The sequence below is a fragment of the Rhizobium sp. BG4 genome, from assembly GCF_016864575.1.
Classification (GTDB): Bacteria; Pseudomonadota; Alphaproteobacteria; order Rhizobiales; family Rhizobiaceae; genus Rhizobium.
In genome coordinates this window covers 3,389,865-3,405,938 of the sequence record NZ_CP044125.1, presented here as the reverse complement: position 1 = coordinate 3,405,938, position 16,074 = coordinate 3,389,865, and the positions used below count along the sequence as shown (strand labels likewise).

The 16,074-nt window shown below is 61.5% G+C and carries 15 protein-coding genes and 1 other RNA gene; 7 read left to right on the top strand and 9 right to left on the bottom strand.

The annotated features are described in order from the left end of the window. From F2982_RS17085 to F2982_RS17050, 8 genes are all read right to left on the bottom strand, one after another. On the bottom strand, positions 1–474 hold the full coding sequence (locus tag F2982_RS17085) for a hypothetical protein (RefSeq protein WP_112715492.1): 474 nt from the start codon (positions 472–474) through the stop codon (positions 1–3). A 1-nt stretch (position 475) separates the two neighbouring features. After that, positions 476–1,501, bottom strand: coding sequence for a 16S rRNA (cytosine(1402)-N(4))-methyltransferase RsmH (gene rsmH / locus F2982_RS17080; RefSeq protein WP_203428537.1), 1,026 nt, complete (start codon positions 1,499–1,501; stop codon positions 476–478). Between the two features lie 17 nt (positions 1,502–1,518). Further along, on the bottom strand, positions 1,519–1,956 hold the full coding sequence (gene mraZ / locus F2982_RS17075; protein WP_246777563.1) for a division/cell wall cluster transcriptional repressor MraZ: 438 nt from the start codon (positions 1,954–1,956) through the stop codon (positions 1,519–1,521). A gap of 419 nt (positions 1,957–2,375) precedes the next feature. Further along, positions 2,376–2,772, bottom strand: an RNA gene (gene rnpB / locus F2982_RS17070) — RNase P RNA component class A. A 55-nt stretch (positions 2,773–2,827) separates the two neighbouring features. Then, positions 2,828–4,003, bottom strand: a complete 1,176-nt coding sequence (locus F2982_RS17065) for an FAD-dependent oxidoreductase (RefSeq protein ID WP_203428536.1) — start codon at positions 4,001–4,003, stop codon at positions 2,828–2,830. Between the two features lie 233 nt (positions 4,004–4,236). Continuing rightward, positions 4,237–4,764 carry a lytic transglycosylase domain-containing protein gene (locus F2982_RS17060; protein ID WP_130277985.1) on the bottom strand — a complete coding sequence of 176 codons (528 nt, stop codon included), beginning with the start codon at positions 4,762–4,764 and terminating at the stop codon, positions 4,237–4,239. Positions 4,765–5,029: 265 nt separating this feature from the next. Further along, entirely contained in the window at positions 5,030–5,791 is a 762-nt protein-coding gene (locus F2982_RS17055) for an N-acetylmuramoyl-L-alanine amidase (RefSeq protein WP_203428535.1), read from the bottom strand. Beyond that, positions 5,788–6,495, bottom strand: coding sequence for a DnaJ family molecular chaperone (locus F2982_RS17050; RefSeq protein ID WP_112715502.1), 708 nt, complete (start codon positions 6,493–6,495; stop codon positions 5,788–5,790). Before F2982_RS17050 ends, F2982_RS17055 begins: the two co-directional genes overlap by 4 nt. A 337-nt stretch (positions 6,496–6,832) precedes the next feature. Between F2982_RS17050 and F2982_RS17045 the strand changes: the two genes are divergently transcribed. The 3 genes from F2982_RS17045 (at position 6,833) to F2982_RS17035 (ending at position 9,817) form a co-directional block, all read left to right on the top strand. Next, positions 6,833–8,044 carry a pyrophosphate--fructose-6-phosphate 1-phosphotransferase gene (locus F2982_RS17045; protein WP_112715504.1) on the top strand — a complete coding sequence of 404 codons (1,212 nt, stop codon included), beginning with the start codon at positions 6,833–6,835 and terminating at the stop codon, positions 8,042–8,044. Between the two features lie 58 nt (positions 8,045–8,102). Beyond that, positions 8,103–8,738, top strand: coding sequence for a LysE family translocator (locus F2982_RS17040; RefSeq protein ID WP_112386971.1), 636 nt, complete (start codon positions 8,103–8,105; stop codon positions 8,736–8,738). A 125-nt stretch (positions 8,739–8,863) separates the two neighbouring features. After that, complete coding sequence (locus F2982_RS17035) at positions 8,864–9,817, top strand: lytic transglycosylase domain-containing protein (RefSeq protein ID WP_112715506.1); 954 nt, start codon at positions 8,864–8,866, stop codon at positions 9,815–9,817. A 23-nt stretch (positions 9,818–9,840) separates the two neighbouring features. Here the strand turns inward: F2982_RS17035 and F2982_RS17030 are convergent, their stop codons facing one another. Next, the gene (locus F2982_RS17030) at positions 9,841–11,220 is read right to left on the bottom strand and encodes a serine hydrolase (protein WP_203428534.1); all 1,380 of its coding nucleotides are present in this window, start codon (positions 11,218–11,220) and stop codon (positions 9,841–9,843) included. A gap of 179 nt (positions 11,221–11,399) precedes the next feature. Between F2982_RS17030 and F2982_RS17025 the strand changes: the two genes are divergently transcribed. The 4 genes from F2982_RS17025 to F2982_RS17010 all read left to right on the top strand — a co-directional run bounded on the left by F2982_RS17025 (position 11,400) and on the right by F2982_RS17010 (position 15,556). Then, the gene (locus F2982_RS17025) at positions 11,400–12,644 is read left to right on the top strand and encodes a DUF3419 family protein (RefSeq protein WP_203428533.1); all 1,245 of its coding nucleotides are present in this window, start codon (positions 11,400–11,402) and stop codon (positions 12,642–12,644) included. A 50-nt stretch (positions 12,645–12,694) separates the two neighbouring features. Continuing rightward, the gene (locus tag F2982_RS17020; protein ID WP_203430103.1) at positions 12,695–13,315 is read left to right on the top strand and encodes a class I SAM-dependent methyltransferase; all 621 of its coding nucleotides are present in this window, start codon (positions 12,695–12,697) and stop codon (positions 13,313–13,315) included. Between the two features lie 124 nt (positions 13,316–13,439). Further along, on the top strand, positions 13,440–14,234 hold the full coding sequence (locus F2982_RS17015) for a GH25 family lysozyme (RefSeq protein WP_112715512.1): 795 nt from the start codon (positions 13,440–13,442) through the stop codon (positions 14,232–14,234). 80 nt (positions 14,235–14,314) lie between these two features. Then, positions 14,315–15,556 (top strand): lytic murein transglycosylase, encoded by a 1,242-nt coding sequence (locus F2982_RS17010; protein ID WP_199629194.1) that lies wholly within the window; start codon positions 14,315–14,317, stop codon positions 15,554–15,556. The last annotated feature ends 518 nt before the right edge of the window (positions 15,557–16,074 follow it).

Genomic DNA, 16,074 nt, shown 5'->3' with positions numbered 1-16,074 from the left:
TTACTCCACCGATCCGGTTGCCATTTCGTCCTGGTCTTCGACCTCGGGCACAGCTGCCCGCGGCACAGGCTTCGGCGCTGCCTTGGCGGCAACAGCCGTTCCAGCCGCCGGCTTCTTCGCAGCCACAGCAGGAGCGCCCGGCTTCTGGTCGGCCTTGGCTTCAGTGACATCGGGAACCGGAACCTGCGACTTCAGCATCGGCAGTTCGCGTGCGTGGATGAGCGAGGTCGAATCCGTCGGCTGCAGCTTCAGCTCGTCATTATAAGTATTGACGAGGCGCTCCAGCCGGTTCGGCTGAGACTGCAGGGCCCAGTCGGCCTTCAGCAGTTCGATCGTGTCCTTCTCGAGCTTGATCTCGGCCTCGAGGCGATGAACCTCCTCGAGCTTCAGCTCGGCGCGATGCTTGATCGTATAGGTCACGGCGGCCGCGGCCGTCATGACACCGATCAAAACGAAGTCGAACGTTCTCAGCACATCAACCCCCAAGTTTTCCGAGACTGGCCAGGCTAGGCAGGCCGAAGATGGACATGTCCGCTGCTTCGGCCTGAGCCGATGTGCGCTCCCCAGCGCGCAGCTTGGCGGAACGTGCCCGTGGATTTGCTTCGGCTTCCGCCTTGCTGGCAGCAACCATAGACTTCCCGACAGCATTGAACGTGGCGGCGCGCTCGTGCGCCACCGGAAGGTGACGCGAGCCCGAGGCCTTGCCGGCGCGATCGGAGAAGAATTTCTTGACGATCCGGTCTTCCAGCGAGTGGAAGGTGACGACAACGAGACGGCCGCCCGGCTTCAGCGCACGCTCGGCGGCAAACAGCGCCTGAGCCAGCTCGCCGAGCTCGTCATTGACGAAGATGCGCAGCGCCTGAAACACCTGGGTCGCAGGATGGATCTTGTCCTTCATCTTGCGTGGCGTCACCAGCTCGATCAGCCCAGCGAGATCACGGGTGGTCTCGAACAACTTTTCGGCGCGGCGCTTCTCGATCGCATGCGCGATGCGCGGCGCCTGATCCTCTTCGCCGAGAAAATGGAAAATGCGGATCAGCTCGGCGACCTTGGCGCGATTGACCACATCGGCAGCCGAGACACCGGCAGCCGACATGCGCATGTCGAGCGGACCGTTCTTCGAGAACGAGAAGCCGCGATCCGCCTCATCGATCTGCATCGAGGACACGCCGATATCGAGCACGACGCCATCGAGCCCGCCGGCCGGCGCATGATCTGCAAGATTGGAAAACTGCGAGTGGACGAGCTGGAGATGACCGGAATGCTCAGCCACCAGCGCCTGACCGACAGCGATGGCCGTCGGATCGCGGTCGAGCGCGACGACATCGGCACCAGCGGCGAGAATCGCCGACGTATAGCCGCCTGCACCAAATGTGCCGTCGAGAACGACCTTGCCGGAAGATGGCTGCAGCGCGTCGAGCACTTCGTTGAGAAGAACCGGAATGTGACGAACCGGTCCGCCACCAGCTTCGGATGAACCGCCGCCAGGATTCGTCACCATTCCGCGCCCTCGCTTGTTCAGGAGCGCTTGCCCGCCAGCGTGCGCCCCTCTCGTGCCTGCATCTGGGCCGCCTGAAATGCCTGCGGCTGCCACAGCTGAAAATGATCTGCCCGCCCGACGAAAGTCACTTCGTCCGAGATCCTCGTGAAATCCCGAATGAAATCCGTGACCATCAAACGCCCCTCGGCGTCGAGCTTCATGAAGACCCCGCCCCCATGAATGAGAAGCGACATCTCGTTCGCGACCGGCGAAAACGGATCCTCCGCAGCAATCTGCCGCTCGAACCTTTCGAGAAGATCCGGGCCGCCGACGCTGATCGCCGGAAACACAAAATCCTGGAAGCAATAGAGCTCCTGGATATTGCGCTGCGCCAGCACGGAACGAAAGGCCGCAGGCACGGAAACCCTGCCCTTGGAATCGATCCTGTTGGTCGCACTTGAAAGGAAGCGGCTCATGACACGAAACATCCGTTTCCGAAAGAGCCCGAAGCGAAGAACCGCCGCCGGAACCCTCAACACAGAGCACAGCTTCGCGAGCCGAACGGACCGAAGCCCGCCCAGCGCTTCCGGAATGGAAGGCGCCTTGGCTTTGCGATTGATGGGCAGATGATTGCCCTTGTGCAGTGCTCTTATGGGATACCATGGGACCATATGGGCGTCAATGGGAAACGCCCCTCTCGCGATGAGCGCAGTACCGAAAATTTATAAGCTGTTAAGTTTAACAAAGGGTTAGGATCGGCATTTTCCGGCACCCGAGAAAACGTCCGTAAGAAACCGCAAATATAGGCTGAGCGCCTGATTTCTCAGCATAAACCGGCCGCGACGGCGGCGGCTGCCGCCACCGCGCCGAAGGCATGATGATAGAAGAAAGTTAAATCGCCAGTTGGCCTGTAAGCCGGGTTCTGTATGGCTCCGGTTTGACCCGGAACGTGGCAGCCATTCCTCTGGGACAGCGTTTGCACGCTGCCTCTCGCAACCCACCCGGATGACTGGCCTGGAAACCAGCCGGAAGGCTTGCGCCAACCGCGTCATCCCTATTCGGTCTTGCTCCCGGTGGGGTTTACCGTGCCGTTTACGTTGCCGCAAACGCGGTGGGCTCTTACCCCACCCTTTCACCCTTACCTGCGCGGACGCAGGCGGTTTGCTTTCTGTGGCACTTTCCCTGAGGTCGCCCTCGCCGGACGTTATCCGGCACCGTGTTTCCGTGGAGCCCGGACTTTCCTCACCCTACCACCTTTCGGCATTGTAAAGCGCGGCTGCCCGGCCAACTGGCAGCGCTCCCTTAGCGGAGCCCGCCGGCAATTGCCACAGCAAATATCGGCGCGGGTTACCGGAAAGCCGGTTTGAAATCCGTCGCATAGCCCTGCGGCGCAATCTCGCCGGTCATCAGCAGCTCGGCGCCGAGCCGCCCGATCTCGTCTGAACTCTTCGCCGACGTGCCGGCGCAGCCGGTCAGCACGGCGATACCGGGCGACGCGGTGAAGCCGATCATCGGATGCTTGCTGGCAGTCTTCGACACCACGCAGGATGCCGACGAAACCGAGAGTGGCTTGAGATCCGGAACCAGACGCCGGGTGATCAGCATCAGGTGATCGCGCGCCCGCGGCCGGCCATCGGTGCGGAACCAGGCCCGGAGCTCAGCATCGGTTTTCAGCTGGTAATCATCAGGGTCGCCACCGATCTTCAGATAGAGCTTTCCGTCAGGATAACGGATCGGCGGCAGCAGGTAGATGTCGATATCGCGGGTTTCGAGAATGAGCGACGGCATGTTGGCAAAGGCCGCACCCTGCTCCTCGCTGACCTCGAACATCACCACCGTCCGCCCATAAACCGACATGTCAACAGATTCGGCCAAGAGATTCGCGCTGATGGAGAAACCGCCGGCAGCCAGCAGCACCTTTTCCGCCGTGACGGTCCTGCCGCCCGATGTCTCGACCGCAACGATCCCGCCCTCGTCGCGGATCGCCGTCACATAGTCGCGGATGACGGTGGCACCGCGCTTTTCGGCAATCGTGGACTGCGCCCTCACCAACCGCCGCGGGCTGATATAGCCGGCATCCTCGCGCTGGAAGACGCCCTCGCAACCCTGCGGCAGCGCGAAATAGGGGAAGGCCTGCTTCAGGGCAGCGCCATCAAGCATGCGTGTCTCGACATTGAGCGAATCCGCCGCATTCTTGGTATCGCGGGTGTAGTCGGAACCGGCGGGAGCAACGACGACGCAGCCCGCCTCGGTATAGAAATCGATGCCGCTTTCGGCAGCGATCTCTGCGTAGCGCGCAATGGAGCGATTGGCGAGCCGCGCCCAGTCCCGGTCGGGATCGACGGTGCGGGTGATGCGGCCTTCGTCATAGTGGCTGGCGAAGACGCCCTGATGCGCCCTGCGATTCTCCGGCTCATCCGGACCGATGACCGCGACGCCATCCGCCTGCATGGCGAGATATTTTGCGGCAGCCGCGCCCATCATGCCGCGGCCGACGACGATATATTTGAAATCCGCTGCCATGCCTGCCTTCCCTGCCCTGCCGGAATAGGATTCCGGAAATCCGGGGATAGGGATAGCCGCCTGCGGGATGGGCGGCAAGGCGGTGAGCCGTCATGGCCGCCGGCATCTGCCCGTCATCAACCCGGCCATGTCTCACCTCGCTTCTGCGACGTCAGACATTGCGGCCGGCAAGTTGAATCATTTTCTGAAGCGCGAGCGGAAAAGGATTCCGCATCAGCCGGTTAGGGGCGCTCTCAGAGAAGCGCCAGAACCTTGCCGCAATAGGCCTTGGAGACCGGGTTCATGCGCTTGGCGGCATGGCCGGCATTGTACTTGAGGATCGTGCCGCAGGTTTCGCCGCCGCCGAGCTCATGGGCCATGGAGAGATATTTCATGCCGTACTTGATGTTGGTTTCCGGATCGAAGAGGCCCTTCTTGGTACCGGCATAGCCCATCATCCGTGCCGTTGCCGGCTTGATCTGCATCAGGCCGATTTCGCCGGCGCTGCCGCGTGCATTCGGATTGAAGTTGCTTTCGACGCGCACGACGGCCGAGGCGAGTGCCACCGGTACGTCATACTGCTTTGCGTATTTTGCGATGAGAACCGAATACTTGTTGGTCGCAAAGTCAGGCATTGCATAGCCGCTGTCGCGATCGACGGTCTTGAATTGAACCGTCTCAGTCTTATCAGTTTTATTATCTGCTTCGCCCGCGAAGGCACAGTTATACCCTGCCAGCAGCACGCCAACGCATGCCGCAGCACCAATAATCGCATTTCTCATGTAGTCTTGACACTCCGACCCAAAGAATTGCCGGACTGCGCGCCTCGCCGTCTCACGGTAACACGCAGCCAAGGAATGACTGCATGCCGCAGCAATTCTTATCGTTTCAGTTGACGTCTGGCCGCTACACTTCACAAAGGCCGCGGACGCCGTTCAGCGGCAGGGGTTAGACCATCGCAATGAGGAGATAATAGGGAAATGATGTGGCACTGCACAATTCAAGTGTGAATCTGCAAATTCGCCGGTGAAAGTACCGGATCGCAGCTTACGAATAGCGCGGCAGTGCGCCAAGCAGCCGGTGCAGCGTATCGATCGTCGAGAAGTCGGCGATTCCATCCACGCGCTCCGGGCGGAAATGGCGCTGAAAAGCCTCCAGCTCACCGGCCATCTTGTCGGAGAATTCACCCGTGATTTCCGTGCCGTAACCATAGAGCGACAGCATAGACTGCAGGGCCTCGATCGGCTGCCCACGGTCACCCCGCTGGAAGAACCGTCCACCGGTGATCGGCGCCGGTTCGACCCAGTGCCCGACGCCTGCTTTATGCAGTTCTCCCCAGGGGAATCTCTCGCCCGGATCGACCTTGCGAACCGGCGCCACATCGGAATGTCCGAGCACTCTTTCGGGCAGGATCGACCAACGTTCGCCACAATCCCGACACAGTTCGATCACTGCCGCAATCTGCTCTTTCGGGAATTCGGGCAACCCGCCCGGATGGCCGGCATTGGCGATTTCGATGCCGATCGACGCGGAATTGACGTCGTCCTGGCCGTGCCAGCCGCTCTTGCCTGCATGCCAAGCGCGGCGCGTCTCCGGCACCATCTGCACGACGTCGCCGTTTTCATGCACGAAATAGTGCGACGAGACCTGGCTTTCCTCGCGACAGAGCCAGTCGAGCGCCGATTCAGGCGTCGACATCCCGGTATAGTGGAGAAGAATGATATCCGGCTTCCGCCCCCCTGCCCGCTCGCCATGGTTCGGCGACGGCTTCACGGAGGCCTTGCGGTAGTCTGCCGTAAAAGCGGTCATGCTGCGCGGCGTTCCTTCTCGATCGCCGCATAGGCGTCGTTGAGGGCAGCCATACGCTCGTTGGCGATCGCATGAAACTCTTCCGGGACGCCGCGCGACACCAGCCGGTCCGGATGGTTTTCGCTCACCAGCGCCAGATAGCGGCGGCGGATCGTCGGGAAATCGTCTGCGGAGGAGACGCCGAGAACCTTGTAGGGATCGCGGCCGATCGAAACGTGGCGCGCGGCGATCTGTTCGAAGCGCTGCTCGCTCATCTTGAAGATCTCGGCGATATGACGAAGGAAGTTCATTTCCTTCTCATGGATCAGCCCATCCGCCTTGGCGATATGGAAGAGACCGTCGAGAACGTCTTCCAGAACCGGGCAGTTTGCGGCGCAGGTCACGCAGAGCGACGACAGCTTCTCGGCATAGGCCTCGTAGCCGGCAACGTCCTGGCGCGCCAGATTATAGAGACGGGCGACGTTCTTGGCCTGATCCTGCGGAAATTCGAAAATATCGCGGAAGGCCTGAACCTCCTTCTCGCTGACGATACCGTCCGCCTTCGCCATCTTGGCGGAGAGCGCGATCACAGCGACGGAGAAGGCAACCTTGCGGCGGGTCTCGGGATCGCCTTCGAAAACCGTGCGCACGGCCTCGACCACCGCGGAGAGCACATTGCCCGCAGTATTGCCAATGGCGTTGAGCAGTTTTTCCCAGAAGGACATCGAAGTTTCCCGCATCGCAATATCTGATAACACCATGACCAAATAATCGTTGCCAATGCAAGGCAGCGATTAGTCGTAAGGTTGAAAACACTTTTCACAATTCGGTAATTGTTTGCCGATGGGACGCCGCATTTTCCGTCTGCGGTGAGACAGTTTCCACAGATCTTGGCGGCATCCGATCGCCTTCTGAATCGATTATATCGGCGCTTCCGGCCGAGCTTCGCCAGCGGTGCCGACTTTTCGTCAATTCTTTACTTTACAGGCCTCTTTCCCTGCCCCATGCATGCATTAGCTAAGCCGTGCGCAATCGCGCATCTCAGGTCGATATGGAGGGAACATGGCCAAACAGAAAGTCGCAATGCTGACCGCCGGAGGCCTCGCTCCCTGTCTGTCTTCCGCTGTCGGCGGCCTCATCGAGCGCTATAGCGACGTCGCTCCCGATATCGAACTGATCGCTTACAAGTCCGGCTATCAGGGCGTCCTGCTCGGCGACAGCATCAAGATCACCAAGGACATGCGCGAGAAGGCGCCGCTGCTGCACCGCTATGGCGGCTCGCCGATCGGCAACAGCCGCGTCAAGCTGACGAACGCTGCCGATTGCGTGAAGCGCGGCCTCGTCAAGGAAGGCGAAAACCCGCTGCGCGTCGCAGCCGAGCGTCTCGCCGCTGACGGCGTCACCATCCTGCACACGATCGGTGGCGACGACACCAATACGACCGCCGCCGACCTTGCCGCCTATCTCGCCGCCAACAACTATAACCTGACGGTCGTCGGCCTGCCGAAGACAGTCGACAACGACGTCGTGCCGATCCGCCAGTCGCTCGGCGCCTGGACGGCAGCCGAAGTCGGCGCGCATTTCTTCGACAATGTCAGCAACGAACAGAGTGCCGCCCCGCGCACCCTCGTCATCCACGAAGTCATGGGCCGCCACTGCGGCTGGCTGACGGCAGCGACCGCCCAGGCCTACCTGAAGCGCACGCGCCACAATGAATATGTCGACGGCATGCTGATGAACGCAGGCATGAAGAGCATTGATGCAGTCTACCTGCCGGAGACCGCCTTCGACCTGCAGGCCGAAGCGGCCCGTCTCAAGGAGATCATGGACCGCACCGGCCACGCCACCGTCTTCGTCTCCGAAGGCGCCTGCCTCGATGCCATCGTCGCCGAGCGCGAAGCTGCCGGCGAAACAATCAAGCGCGACGCTTTCGGCCATGTGAAGATCGACACGATCAATGTCGGCGGCTGGTTCCAGAAGCAGTTTGCAAGCCTCCTGAATGCCGAACGTTCGCTGGTGCAGAAGTCCGGCTATTTCGCCCGTTCGGCTCCCGCCAACGCCGAAGATTTGCGCCTGATCCAGAGCATGACCGACCTCGCCGTCGAAAGCGCTCTCAACAAGGTCTCCGGTGTCACCGGTCACGATGAGGATCAGAACGGCAAGCTGCGCACCATCGAATTCCCCCGCATCAAGGGCGGCAAGGCCTTCGATACATCGGCCAAGTGGTTCGCCGAATTGATGGATCAGATTGGCCAAAAATACCGCGCCGCATGATTGACGCAGGGTTGATATGGTGTCTTTGCTTGTTTCTTAGGGAATAGGAGGAGATTCCATGTCGCTCGAAGCCTGGCTCGCTTTTGCCGCTGCGTCCGCCATCATGCTGGCCATTCCGGGACCGACGATTCTCCTCGTCGTCTCCTATGCGCTGGGTCATGGCCGCAAGACGGCGCTGGCGACCGTATCGGGCGTAGCGCTCGGCGATTTCACCGCCATGACCGCATCGCTCTTCGGCCTCGGCGCCCTGCTAGCGGCTTCCGCGACATTGTTCACAGTTTTGAAGTGGGTCGGCGGCGCCTACCTGATCTGGCTTGGAATCAAGCTCTGGCGGGCGCCGATCATCCCCGGCCCCGTCGCCGATAACGACAATCTGCCGGAAGAAAAGTCGCTCAAGATCTTTCTCCACGCCTATGTCGTGACCGCGCTGAACCCGAAGAGCATCGTCTTCTTCGTCGCCTTTGTGCCGCAGTTCCTGAACCCGGCAGCCCCCTTCTTCGAACAGATGCTGATCATGGAACTCACCTTCCTGGTGCTCGCCACGATCAACGCCTCGAGCTATGCCCTGCTCGCTCATGCCGCCCGCGGCCTCATCCGCAAGGCAAGCGTCCAGCGCGCCGTCAACCGCACGGGCGGCACGCTGCTGATCGCGGCCGGCGCCGTCACCGCCGGCTACCGCCGCATTGCGGCCTGAACGCAATCGCAATTTTCAGCGGGTTGCGACGCCCATACGAATAGGTTAATGGGAAAAATCAGTGCTTAGCTTCTCAGTAACTTTTTAAACGCTGCCAGGGCGGCGCGATTCACGAAAGTGACAGAATGGTAGCGAACGGATTTTCCGGCCTGAAACGCAGTCTGGTCGTTTCGACGATGCTCTGCGGGATCATGACCGGATGCTCGACCGTCGAGTACACCTCCCAGGCTGAATTGAGCGCGGTCCAGACCGTCGTTCCGACGCCGAAGCCGGGTGAAGATGCGATGATGATGGCGGCCGTTCCGGCTGCCGACGGCTCCGCTCCGCAGACCCCGATGGCATTTGCTGCCGCAAATCCGCAGACGACGCCGGCTCTTTCGGCCGAGACAGCCGTGCTGCCGACCGCCGTTTCGCCGGCCGATGCCGCCTTCCAGCAGACCGCTTCGGCCGCCATGCCGACCGAGATTCCGCTGACGCCTGAGATGACGGCGATCCAGTCCGTAGTCCCGACCCCGCGTCCCGGCACGCCGGCATCGCCCGCGACGCAGCTCGCCTTTGCAGCGACCACTCCTCAGAACGGCGCGCTCGCAGCACTTGCGGTCCAGACAAGCGCGCCGCGCTCGATGTCCGATTTCACCTTCGACGAATCCGGTCCGATGGATCCGCCGACGGCACCGCCGATGTTCAGCGACAACGATACCGACGATGCGCCGACCGCGGAAAAGGGCTTCGTCAACAAGCTGATCGAGAAATACGCCAAGCTCTATGAAATGCCGGCGTCCCTGCTTCACCGCGTCGTCCATCGCGAAAGCCGCTACAATCCGCGCGCCTATAACAAGCGCGGCTATTTCGGCCTGATGCAGATCAAATACAACACGGCGAAATCGATGGGTTACGACGGCGAGCCGTCCGGCCTGCTCGATGCCGAGACCAACATCAAGTACGCCGCGAAATATCTGCGCGGCGCCTGGCTCGTCTCCGACAGCAAGGAAGATGATGCGGTCCGCCTCTATGCGCGCGGCTACTATTACGATGCCAAGCGCAAGGGCATGGACGACGTTGCCCAGGGTAACTACTGATCCCTACCCTTTAAACGTGATGGTCAGGGCGACGACAGCGCCCCGACGATCTGTTTGACGAGCATCTGCGGCTTGTAGCCGAGCCGGCTTGGCGTCAGTCCCATGCGCACGACGACGAGGCCGGCGGACGGCACAATCGCCACGCTCTGCCCGTCATGCCCTTCCAGCCAGAACGTATCGGCCGGCAGCCCCGCAGCAGCGCTCAGATCGCCGCCGGGTGCCGCAAGCCACGCCTGCCCCTGCGTATATTTTCCGCCTGACGACTGCGTCGGCGTGCGCATCGTCGCAACGAACCCCTCCGGCAGCATGCGCTGACCGTTCCACACGCCATCCTGTATCAGGAACTGCCCGAAGCGCGCCCAGTCATGCGCGGTGGCATAGAGATAGGAGCTGCCGGCGAAGGTACCACGAGCGTCGACCTCCAGAACGGCGCTCGACATGCCGAGCGGCCCGAACAGCGCCTCGCGCGGATAGTCGAAGGCCCGCTGCGGATCGCCGAGCCGGTCCATCCAGATTCGCGAGAGAAGCACGGCGGTACCGCTCGAATAGCGGAAGGTCTGGCCGGGCTTGTCCACCAGCGGCGCATTGACCGGCAGCGTCACCATGTCAGGGTCGAGATAGAGCATGCGCGTCACATCGGCGACGGCGCCGTAATCCTCGTTGAAGGCAAGGCCGCTCTCCATGCCGAGCAGATCGGCCAGCGTGATCGCCGAGCGGCCATCGCCGCGCCAGGCGTCAAAGAGATGCGCATCGTCGAAATTCAGCTTGCCCGCCAGCATCACCCGGCCGACCAGCGCGGCATTGACGGTCTTGGTCATCGACCATCCGAGCAGCGGCGTGCGCGCATCGAAACCGTCTCCATAGCGCTCGGCGACGATCTTGCCGTTATGCACCACGACGATCGCCCGCATCGCTGGCCCGGCGAGTGCCGCGTCTGCGAGCAGCGGGGCGAGCTTGGGATTGTTGGACGCGGCGACACGATCGCCCTCCGGCCACAGTTCCTCGCTCGGCGGCGGCACCGCAAGATCTTCCTCCGGCGCGGCATTGGCGGCAGCCTGATAGTCGCCATCGGGCACGCTGGTGCAGCCGAAAGCGCCGCGATAAAGCGCATGGCCGGGCGCAAACAGGCCGAGGATGCGCGCCGAGACCTTCCCCTCTTCCCGGTTGACCGAAACACGCACGAGCCTCAGCAGCGGATTGCCCGGCGCCTGCACGTCCTCATAGAGCACCGCATCGGGATCGCGCCCCGCCATGAAGACGTTCGAGCAGACGATCTTCGCCGCATAGCCGTCGCCGACCCGCAACAACTCCGGAGGCCGGACATAGAGCCAGATGGCACCGCCGATCACCACGATGACGACGAGCGCCAGCAGCGCCTTCAGGATACGCAACACAACACGCATGTTTCTTCCTCCACCGGTGGAGAGAAGCAGGAAACGCAATCACAAAAAAGAGCCGAAACGCACAAGCGTCATTTCATCCCACGCTATCGGCGCGGAAAACGATGCCCACAGCCCGCGTCATCAAACTGTAGCAGCGCCGCGTTAAACGCCCTGAACGCTAAAAACGGTGATGGAATCAGATGACCGAATTTGCACCGGATGCCGGCTTCCGCAAGAACCGGAAACTCAAGGACGCGCTTCTCCGCCACAAGGCATTCTCCAAGGAGGGCCTTTCAGAGCGCCTTTTTGGCTTGCTCTTCTCCGGCCTCGTCTATCCGCAGATCTGGGAAGACCCCGATCTCGACATGCAGGCCATGGAGCTGCAGCCGCATCATCGCATCGTCACGATCGGCTCCGGCGGCTGCAATATGCTGGCCTACCTCTCCAAGGCACCGGCCTCGATCGACGTCGTCGATCTTAACCCGCATCACATCGCGCTGAACCGCCTGAAGCTCGCCGCCTTCAAGAACCTGCCGGGTCATGCCGATCTCGTCCGCTTCCTGGCGATGCCGAACGAAGCATCGAACAGCCGCGCCTTCGACCAGCATCTCTCGCCGGTTCTCGACGAGGCGACGCGCAGCTACTGGAACGGCCGCAAGTTCGGCCGCCGCCGCGTCACGGTCTTCGACCGCAATATCTATGAAACCGGCCTGCTCGGCCGCTTCATCGGTGCCGCCCACCTGCTCGCCCGCCTGCACGGTGTCGACCTGAAGCAGATGACCAAGACCCAGTCGATCCGCGAACAGCGCCAATTCTTCGACGACAAGGTCGCTCCGCTGTTCGAAAAGCCGGTCGTGCGCTGGATCACCGGCCGCAAGAGCTCGCTCTTCGGCCTCGGCATCCCGCCGCAGCAATATGACGAGCTGGCAAGCCTTGCCGCCGACAACTCGATCGCGCCGGTGCTGAAGCACCGCCTCGAAAAGCTCGCCTGCCACTTCCCGATGCGCGAAAACTACTTCGCCTGGCAGGCCTTCGGCCGCCGTTACGCCAATGGCGACGAAGGCCCGCTGCCGACTTACCTGAAGCCGGAGCATTACGAAGTGATCCGCGCCAATGTCGATCGCGTCACCGTGCATCATGCCAACTTCACCGAACTGCTCGCCAAGGAACCGGCGGCCTCGCGCGACCGATACATCCTGCTCGACGCGCAGGACTGGATGACCGACGAGCAGCTGAACAGCCTCTGGGCCGAGATCAGCCGCACCGCCCGCCCCGGCGCCCGCGTCATCTTCCGTACCGCCGCCGAAAAGAGCATCATCGAAGGCCGCCTCTCGCCCGCCATCCGCGAGCAGTGGGATTACTTCGAAGAGAAGTCGCGCGACATGACGGCTCTCGACCGCTCGGCGATCTACGGCGGCTTCCACATCTACGGGAAAAAGGCGTGACCGAGATCCGCACGCTCCCGGATGCCCAATCCGAAGCACATGCCGGCCTGATGGACGGCATGTACCGCTATCAGCGTCATATCTACGATCTGACGCGCAAATATTACCTGCTCGGCCGCGACAAGGCGATCCGCAGCCTCGGCGTCCCCAAGGGCGGCACCCTGCTGGAGGTCGGCTGCGGCACGGGCCGCAATCTGGCGCTCGCCCACAAGCGCTTTCCCGACGCCCGCCTCTACGGCCTCGACATCTCGCAGGAGATGCTGATCTCCGCCCGCAAGACCTTTGCCACCAAGGCTGCGGTTCCGGATTTCCGCGTCGCCGACGCCACCGCCTTCACGCCACGTGAATTCGGCGCCACCGGATTCGACCGCATCCTGATCTCCTACGCGCTGTCGATGATCCCCGATTGGGAGCGCGCCGTCGATGCATCCATTGCCGCGCTCAATCCGGGCGGCGAGCTGCACATCGTCGATTTCGGCCAGCAGGAGGGCCTGCCCGGCTGGTTCCGCGCCCTGCTCAAGGGCTGGCTCGCCAAATTTCATGTGACCCCGCGCGCCAACCTGCGCGACGTCCTGCAAGCCCAAGCCCATGAAAATGGCGCGGAATTGGCTTTCGAGACGCTCTATGGCGGCTATGCCTGGCGCGCCGTCATCACCGCCAGGCGCGCATAATTCACTTGAAACTAACCGATTTTTTACGTTGATATGGTGAAAAGAGGATTATTCCTCGGCTGCATTCGTCTTCGAAGGTCATGCTGTGGGGCAAGTAGATCATTCGTTACATGACGGGATATTCATGCGCGGACTTTTGTTTTGCGTTTTGCCGCTGGCTTTGATGCTCGCCGGTTGCAGCTCCACGGGCTACGACTATCTCGAAACAGCCTCGATCAAGAAGCCCCGCTTCCAGGACACCGATCCGCAGGATTTCGGCCCGAAGACCCCGCATCAGAATGATATTCACGGTATCGACATCTCCAAATGGCAGGGCGATATCGACTGGCAGACGGTGAAATCCTCGGGCGTCGCCTTCGCCTTCATCAAGGCGACCGAAGGCAAGGACCGCGTCGACCCGAAGTTCAACGAATACTGGCAGCGCGCCCGCGCCGTCGGCATTCCGCATGCCCCCTATCATTTCTACTATTTCTGCTCGTCCGCCGACGAACAGGCCGACTGGTTCATCCAGAATGTGCCGAAGGAATCGATGCGCCTGCCGCCCGTCATCGACGTCGAGTGGAACGCGGAATCGAAGACCTGCAAGCTCCGTCCTGATCCGGCCACCGTGCGCGCCGAAATGCAGCGCTTCATGGACCGCTTGGAAGCCTATTACGGCAAGCGCCCGATCATCTATACCTCGGTCGATTTCCACCGCGACAATCTCCAAGGCTATTTCCAGGATTACCATTTCTGGGTGCGCTCGACGGCAAAACACCCCGAAGTGACCTATACCGACCGCCGCTGGGCCTTCTGGCAATATACCTCGACGGGCGTCATTCCCGGCATTCAGGGTCCGACGGATATCAATGTCTTCGCCGGCAACCAGAAGAACTGGAACAATTGGGTCGCTGCGGTTTCCAAGGATAGAAATTCTTAGTAACGTCCACCGAACTTTCTTGCTTCCGTCACATTCATCTGTGAAAGCGGCGGACATATTTCGGATATAAGGACGAACCCATGCACCGCTCGCTCGCAAGCCGCTCTGCACTTGCTCTTCTGTTTGCCGTCACGTCTGCCACCACCGTCTTCGCCCAGCAGGCCGCCCCTGCCCCGGCGGCACCCGCCGCCCCGCAGACCCCGGCTGTCGCCTGCGACGGTGACCTCTCGCAGTTCCTGGCAGGTGTGAAGGCCGATGCGATTGCCGCCGGTGCCACTGCCGAAGCCGCCGACCAGGCGCTCGCCGGCGCCGAGATCGACCCCAAGGTTCTGAGCCGCGACCGCGCCCAGGGCGTCTTCAAGCAAACTTTCCTCGAATTCTCGCAGCGTACCGTCAGCCAGGCCCGTCTCGATATCGGCCGCCAGAAGATGAAGCAGTATGCCGATGTCTTCGCCAAGGCCGAGCAGGATTACGGCGTGCCGGCCGGCGTCATCACCGCTTTCTGGGCGATGGAGACCGACTTCGGCGCCGTTCAGGGCGATTTCAACACCCGCAACGCCCTCGTGACGCTCTCGCATGATTGCCGCCGCCCCGAGCTCTTCCGTCCGCAGCTGATCGCTCTGATCGAGATGGTCCAGCACGGCGACCTCGACCCGGCGACCAACACCGGCGCATGGGCCGGCGAAATCGGCCAGGTGCAGATGCTGCCGCGCGACATCATCGCCTACGGCATGGACGGCGATGGCGACGGCCACGTGCGCCTGAAGCAGAGCGGCCCGGACGCGATCCTCACGGCCGCCAAGTTCATCCAGCATCTCGGCTTCGAGCGCGGCCAGCCCTGGCTGCAGGAAGTCACCGTGCCCGAGAACCTTCCCTGGGAAAAGTCTGGCCTCGGCGGCACGATGAAGGCTGGCGACTGGTTTGCGCTCGGCGTTAAGCCGCGTGACGGCAACACCAATTTCGGTGAGCTCGAAGGCGACCTCGTTCTGCCGCAGGGCCGCCTCGGACCGGCCTTCATCGCCTATCCGAACTTCAAGATCTATCTCGAGTGGAACAAGTCGTTCATCTACACGACCTCGGCCGCCTATTTCGCGACCCGCCTCTCCGGCGCCCAGCCCTACCAGAAGGGCACCCCGGAACAGGGCCTTGCCAACGACCAGATGAAGCAGCTGCAGACAAAGCTGCAGTCGCTCGGCCATGACGTCGGCGAGATCGACGGCATCCTCGGTTCCGGCACCCGCGTCGCCATCCAGAAGGAACAGCAGCGCCTGGGCATGCCGGCCGACGGCTGGGCGACGCCGGGCCTCCTCGGCGCGCTCTGAGTCGCCGAAACAAACCGTTACGCAGCAATGCCATCGCGTCCGTCCATCTGGCCGGGCGCGATTTTCTTTTATGCCGCGATTTCAGGAGCTTCGGCAAAAGCCTTCATCCGGACGCAAGCCTTAACGCCGGGATCGCCGACTTTAACGTGCCGTTAAAATGTGTGAAGAAATTTTCGCCTGAATTTTTCAAACGATTTCAATGCCGTGATTGATACGCACAGCAGTTATCCACTGGCTGTTGCTGCGGCGCAACATGGAATTCGCTTTTCACCCGACACATTTCGGACATAATATGCCCTCGTTAACGCAAAGGAGGCAGACATGGGTATCACACGATCCTTGAATGTCCTGTTGGTCAGTGCAGCGTTCGCGTTCGTCTTGTCTATGCTCTTCATCTGAGCGGCAAACCGGACCCTATGACTGGAATACCGGACTCCTGAGTGAACAGTTCAGCAAACTAAAAAAGCGCATGTCCCGCCTGACATGCGCTTTTTTGTTGCCGTCAATCAGCTGCCGTG

What these genes read in the sequence shown, in the direction of transcription:
- F2982_RS17055 (WP_203428535.1), bottom strand. Translation starts at nt 5,791, where the DNA reads ATGACCGCTTTTACGGCAGACTACCGCAAGGCCTCCGTGAAGCCGTCG.
- mraZ (WP_246777563.1), bottom strand. Translation starts at nt 1,956, where the DNA reads ATGAGCCGCTTCCTTTCAAGTGCGACCAACAGGATCGATTCCAAGGGC.
- F2982_RS17050 (WP_112715502.1), bottom strand. Translation starts at nt 6,495, where the DNA reads ATGTCCTTCTGGGAAAAACTGCTCAACGCCATTGGCAATACTGCGGGC.
- F2982_RS17030 (WP_203428534.1), bottom strand. Translation starts at nt 11,220, where the DNA reads ATGCGTGTTGTGTTGCGTATCCTGAAGGCGCTGCTGGCGCTCGTCGTC.
- F2982_RS17020 (WP_203430103.1), top strand. Translation starts at nt 12,695, where the DNA reads ATGGACGGCATGTACCGCTATCAGCGTCATATCTACGATCTGACGCGC.
- F2982_RS17035 (WP_112715506.1), top strand. Translation starts at nt 8,864, where the DNA reads ATGGTAGCGAACGGATTTTCCGGCCTGAAACGCAGTCTGGTCGTTTCG.
- F2982_RS17045 (WP_112715504.1), top strand. Translation starts at nt 6,833, where the DNA reads ATGGCCAAACAGAAAGTCGCAATGCTGACCGCCGGAGGCCTCGCTCCC.
- F2982_RS17040 (WP_112386971.1), top strand. Translation starts at nt 8,103, where the DNA reads ATGTCGCTCGAAGCCTGGCTCGCTTTTGCCGCTGCGTCCGCCATCATG.
- rsmH (WP_203428537.1), bottom strand. Translation starts at nt 1,501, where the DNA reads ATGGTGACGAATCCTGGCGGCGGTTCATCCGAAGCTGGTGGCGGACCG.
- F2982_RS17025 (WP_203428533.1), top strand. Translation starts at nt 11,400, where the DNA reads ATGACCGAATTTGCACCGGATGCCGGCTTCCGCAAGAACCGGAAACTC.
- F2982_RS17015 (WP_112715512.1), top strand. Translation starts at nt 13,440, where the DNA reads ATGCGCGGACTTTTGTTTTGCGTTTTGCCGCTGGCTTTGATGCTCGCC.
- F2982_RS17060 (WP_130277985.1), bottom strand. Translation starts at nt 4,764, where the DNA reads ATGAGAAATGCGATTATTGGTGCTGCGGCATGCGTTGGCGTGCTGCTG.
- F2982_RS17010 (WP_199629194.1), top strand. Translation starts at nt 14,315, where the DNA reads ATGCACCGCTCGCTCGCAAGCCGCTCTGCACTTGCTCTTCTGTTTGCC.
- F2982_RS17065 (WP_203428536.1), bottom strand. Translation starts at nt 4,003, where the DNA reads ATGGCAGCGGATTTCAAATATATCGTCGTCGGCCGCGGCATGATGGGC.